The organism is Inquilinus sp. (assembly GCF_057815775.1).
On sequence record NZ_JBYRFX010000749.1, the window covers coordinates 1 to 5,482 of the forward strand.

3 protein-coding genes and 1 pseudogene are annotated in these 5,482 nt (G+C 68.7%); 1 reads left to right on the plus strand and 3 read right to left on the minus strand.

Annotated elements, in window-relative coordinates; genetic code table 11:
* A pseudogene (locus tag AC3XYG_RS26275) lies at nt 1–382 on the minus strand (hypothetical protein); the annotation flags it as partial.
* 383 nt (nt 383–765) lie between these two features.
* On the opposite strand from AC3XYG_RS26275, the gene AC3XYG_RS26280 reads away from it, so the two are divergent.
* Complete coding sequence (locus AC3XYG_RS26280; RefSeq protein ID WP_489142828.1) at nt 766–1,887, plus strand: D-alanyl-D-alanine carboxypeptidase family protein; 1,122 nt, start codon at nt 766–768, stop codon at nt 1,885–1,887.
* Between the two features lie 234 nt (nt 1,888–2,121).
* Here the strand turns inward: AC3XYG_RS26280 and pheT are convergent, their stop codons facing one another.
* The gene (gene pheT / locus AC3XYG_RS26285) at nt 2,122–4,524 is read right to left on the minus strand and encodes a phenylalanine--tRNA ligase subunit beta (protein ID WP_489142829.1); all 2,403 of its coding nucleotides are present in this window, start codon (nt 4,522–4,524) and stop codon (nt 2,122–2,124) included.
* A 29-nt stretch (nt 4,525–4,553) separates the two neighbouring features.
* On the minus strand, nt 4,554–5,482 hold a 929-nt coding region (gene pheS / locus AC3XYG_RS26290; RefSeq protein WP_489142830.1), incomplete at its 5' end, for a phenylalanine--tRNA ligase subunit alpha.

The window sequence follows — 5,482 nt, forward strand, 5'->3', positions numbered from 1 at the left end:
CGGCGAACAGCGAACGGGTCGCGGCGGCGGCCTGCTCGGCGGCGCCCTGCTGCAGCGCGAACCAGGCGCGGCTCAGCTGCTCGGAGCCCTGGGCGAACACGGCGGCCGACGCGAAGAAGGCGTCGACATTGCCCTTGGCGAGCGCGACGAAATCCTCGTAGCCCTTGGTCGCGGCCTGGGAGGCCTTCTCGAACTGGTCCTTGGACAGGGCGAGGCCCTGGGCGAGGTTCTTCTGGGCGGCGGCCTGGGTCGTCTTCACGGTGTCTGCCACGGTGGTCCTCACGATCTCGATGTTGGTTTCGACGGCGGTGCTGTCGATAGTGGGGGTCTCAACGGCCTCGAGCACCTTGCTCGAGCCGGCACGGCTCTTTGCGGTGGTCATGGACGGTCTCCGAAATAGGCAACTCGTGCAGCCAACCGGCCCTCACCGAGGCAACTTCCGGTCATGCTGCAGTGCAACATGCCGTGAATATGGGCAGGTCGGTTCGATCTGTCAACGAATTTTGTGCAGTGCAACATGAGTGTCGCAAAACCGGGCCAGGGCGGCGCTGTGCCGCAGGCCGCCCGGCGCTGCTGCAACGCCGTTGCCTTGGATCGATCGATCCTGCGAGGATCACGGCAGGATTAAAGGGCGACGCATCTGGCCTCCGATCTTTTTGTCGGATTCCAGCAATTGGTTTATGGACAAAAATCAACGGGTTATTCTAAACTTCTGAAATCACGCCTGAACCAAGATCCGCAACTGGCGTGCAGCGGGGGGTTGGCATGGCAGGTCTATTTGCGCGATCGGCGGCGGCTTTTCTCGCCTGCCTCGCCCTTGCGCTGTTGCCGGTCCGGGCCGAAGCGGCACCGCGCTTTGCCGCCTATGTGATCGACGCGCGCACCGGCGAGGTGCTGCACGAGGAAAACGCCAACCAGCAGTTGTACCCGGCGTCGCTGACCAAGCTGATGACGCTGTACCTGACCTTCCGCAGCCTGGATAAGGGCGACCTGACCATGGACACGCGGCTGGCGGTGTCGAGCTACGCCGCCTCGCAGTCGCCGACCAAGCTGGGCCTGCCGACCGGCGCCCGCATCCGGGTCGAGGACGCGGTGCTGGGCCTGGTCACCCAGTCGGCCAACGACGCGGCAGTGGTGCTTGCCGAGGCGATCGGCGGCAACGAAGGCCGCTTTACCCGGATGATGACGCAGCAGGCGCAGGCGCTGGGCATGAGCCGCACCAATTTCAGCTCGACCAACGGCCTGCCGGACCCCGACAACGTCTCGACCGCGCATGACATGGCGGTGCTGGCCCGGGCCCTGATCAACGACTATCCGCAGTACTACCCGTACTTTGCGACCAAGAACTTCCGCTATCGCGGCCGGAATTTCCCGAACCACAATCATCTGATGCAGTCCTATCCCGGTATGGACGGGATGAAGACCGGCTATATCCGCGCCGCCGGCTTCAACCTGGTCGCTTCGGCCGTGCGCGGAAAGACCCGGCTGATCGGCGTGATCTTCGGCGGCACCAGCCCGACCGCGCGCAACGCCCGGATGGCGGAACTGCTGGACGACGCCTTCGACGATGCCGGCAGCGGCAGCGGCACCTATGTTTCGGAGGCCCCCGCGGCCGCCACGCCGCGGGTGGCGTCTGCGGTACAGGCACCGTTCGAGGCGCCGGTTCCCGACCGCCGGCCGGATGCGGCCGAAACCATGCTGGCCTCGGCCGAAGGCGACGCCGAGGAAGAAGGGTCTGCCGGCAGCGACGGCATCGGCGCCATGATCGCCCTGCACGCCCCGCCCCCCGTCGCCCGCGCCCAGAAGGTCAATTACGAGCCGGTGCCGCGCGCCCTGGCGAACTTCCCGCTGCCCAAGCGCCTGCCGACCCGCCGCGCTTCGCACTGAAGGCCGAAGCCCCGGCGGGGTCTCCTCAAAGCACCCCTCCCTCACCGTCATTGCGAGGAGGCGAAGCCGACGAAGCAATCCAGGGGCCGATTCGTGCGGCACGATGGATTGCTTCGCTGCGCTCGCAATGACGGTGTTGGGAATCGCAGGAGCGCACCACCATCAGTGCCTGCGTTTTCTGCCCATACCCGGCGATCCCCCGTGGGATGAGCGCCGGGCGTGGGCGTGCAGCGGTTATCCCCGCAGGGTGCCGCCCTGCTTCTCGACCGCGGCGACGATCTTCTTGCTCACCGCCTCGATCGCCTCGTCAGTCAGGGTCGCCTCGACCGGCTGCAGCGTGACCGCCAGGGCCAGCGACTTGCAGCCCTCCGCCACGCCGGGGCCGCGATAGACGTCGAACAGGGCGACATCGGCGATCAGCGCCTTGTCCGCGCCCTTCGCCGCCTTGGTGATGCGGTCCGCCGCCACGCCGTCATCGACCACGAAGGCGAAGTCGCGCACCACCGGCTGGAACGCCGCCAGCTTCAACAGCGGCTTGGCCGTCACGGCCTTCTTCTTCGGCTGCGGCACGGCATCCAGGAACACCTCGAAACCGACCACCGGCCCGTCGACGCCCAGCGCCGACAGCACGGCCGGGTGCAGCTCGCCGAACTGGGCCAGCACCGTCGGACCGAGCCGCAGGCAGCCGGAGCGACCGGGGTGATACCAGCCCGGCGCGTCGGTCGAGACCACCAGGTTGGCGACCGGCGCGCCCGCCGCTTCCAGCGCCGCGGCGGCATCGGCCTTGGCGTCGAAGGCGTCGACCGGGCGCGGCGGCTGGGACCAGTGGCGCGGGCCGCTCTGGCCGGCCCGGGTGCCGCTGGCGACCATGGCCTGGCCGGTCTCGGTCGCGTCGCGATAGATCGGCCCGATCTCGAACAGCGCCGCATCGGGCAGGCCGCGCGCGGCGTTGCGGCCGGAGGCGCGGATCAGGTTCGGCAGCACCGACGGCCGCATCGTGTCGAGATCCGACGCGATCGGGTTGACCAGCTTCAGCCCGGCATTGGCGAAGCCGAACAACGCGGCGTCGCGGCCGTCCATGAAGGACCAGGTCACCGCTTCGTCCAGGCCGCGGGCGGCCAGGCTGCGCCGCACCACCTCGCGCGCCTTCTGCTGCGGCGTCAGCGCCGGCTGGGTCAGCGTGCTCATGCGCGGCAGCGGCACGGCCGGAATGGCGTCGTAGCCATTGACCCGCAGCACCTCCTCCACCAGGTCGGCTTCGCCCTGCACGTCGCCGCGCCAGGACGGGACATCGGCCAAAGTGAGGCCGTCATCGCCGTCCGAGACACCGAAGCCGAGCGCCGACAGGATCGCCTGCTGCCGCTCACGCGGCACGTCGACGCCTCCCAGGCTGGCGACCCGGCCGGGCCGCAGCGTCAGCTGGCGGCGCCAATCCGGTTCCTGCCCGGCGACCACGACCTGCGAGGCTTCGCCGCCGCACAATTCCAGGATCAGCCGCGTCGCCTGCTCGATGCCGGCGAAGACGGCGGCCGGGTCGACGCCGCGCTCGAACCGGTAGCGCGCGTCGCTGCTGACGCCCAAGGCGCGGCCGCTCATCGCTGTGCGGATCGGGTCGAACAGCGCGGCTTCGAGGACGACGTCGGTGGTGTCGCTCTCCACGCCGGTCGAGGCGCCGCCCATGATGCCGCCGAGGCTGAGCACCGCGGCGTCATCCGCGATCACGGTGACGCCGGCGCCGAGGGTGTAGGTCTTGTCGTTCAGCGCCGCCAGCGTCTCGCCGCCCTGCGACAGGTGCAGGCGCAACCCGCCCTGGACCTTGGCCTTGTCGAAGACATGCAGCGGCCGGTTGCGGTCGAAGGTGAAGAAGTTGGTGATGTCGACCAGCACCGAGATCGGGCGCAGGCCGATCGCCTTCAGCTTCTGCTGCAGCCAGGCCGGGCTGGGGCCGTTCTTCACGCCGCGGAAGACGCGGGCGGCGAACAGCGGGCAGGCCCCGGCCGCATCGGCCGGGAAGTCCAGCGCGACCGTGAGGTCGGTCTGGAACGCGGCGGCGACCGGTGCCTCGTCCAGCGGCTTCAGCGTGCCGAGGCCGGCGGCGGCGAGGTCGCGGGCGATGCCGCGGATGCCGGCGCAATCGGCCCGGTCCGGCGTCAGCCCGATCTCGATCACCGGGTCGTCGAGCCCCCGCCAGGCGGCGAAGGAGGCGCCGAGCGGCGCATCGGCCGGCAGCTCGATAATGCCGTCATGCTCGTTCGACAGCCCCATCTCCCGTTCGGAGCACAGCATGCCGTTCGAGGCCTCGCCCCGGATCACGCCGGCCTTGAGGTCGATGCCGGTGCCGGGGATATGAGACCCCACGGGGGCGAACACGCCCTTCATGCCGGTGCGGGCGTTGGGCGCGCCGCACACCACCTGCACCTCGCCCTTGCCGGTGTCGACGATGCAGACACGCAGCCGGTCGGCATTGGGGTGCTGCACCGCCGATTTGACATAGGCGATGGTGAAGGGTGCCAGGGCGGCGGCCGGATCTTCGACACCGTCGACCTCGAGCCCGAGGCTGGTCAGCGTGTCGGTGATCTCGCCCAGCGACGCCGTGGTGTCGAGATGGTCCTTCAACCAGGACAGCGTGAATTTCATGATCTCGGCCTTGATGCGGCGTGTCGGGTCTAGCGGGTCAGGCCAGTGGCGAGCGAAGGCACGTCGAGCGGCACGAAGCCGTAATGCTTCAGCCAGCGCAGATCGGCGTCGAAGAAGGTGCGCAGGTCGGGAATGCCGTATTTCAGCATCGCCGGCCGCTCGATCCCCATGCCGAAGGCGAAGCCCTGGTAGCGGGTGGAATCGATGCCGCAGGCCTCCAGCACCTTCGGGTGGACCATGCCGCAGCCGAGGATCTCGAGCCAGTCGCCGTAATTGCCCAGCTTCAGCTCGCCGCCCTTGCGCGAACAGCCGATATCGACCTCGGCCGAGGGCTCGGTGAAGGGGAAGAAGCTGGGGCGGAAGCGGATCGGCAGGTCCGGCACGTCGAAGAAGGCGCGGCAGAATTCCAGCAGGCAGCCGCGCAGATGGCCCATATGGATGGCCTCGTCAATCACCAGCCCCTCGATCTGATGGAACATCGGGGTGTGGGTCTGGTCGTAGTCGGACCGGAAGGTCCGGCCCGGCACGACGACGCGGATCGGCGGCTTCTGCGACAGCATGGTGCGGAACTGCACCGGCGAGGTGTGAGTGCGCAGCACCGCTGCCTGCCCGTCCGGCCGGTCCGGCAGGTAGAAGGTGTCGTGCATCTGCCGCGCCGGATGTTCCGGCGGGATGTTCAGCGCGGTGAAATTGTTGAAATCGGTCTCGATCTCCGGCCCTTCGGCGACGGTGAAACCCATCTCGGCGAAGATCTGGGTGATCTCCTCGATCGTCTGGCTGATCGGGTGGATATGGCCTTGGACCTCCGGCGCCACCGGCAAGGTGACGTCGATCCGCTCACTGGCCAGCCGGGCCGCGCGCGCCGCCTTGCCTAGCACCGCCTGGCGCTCGGCGATGGCCTGGGTCACTGCGTTCTTCAGCTCGTTGTTGGCCTGGCCGACCTCACGCCGCTTCTCGG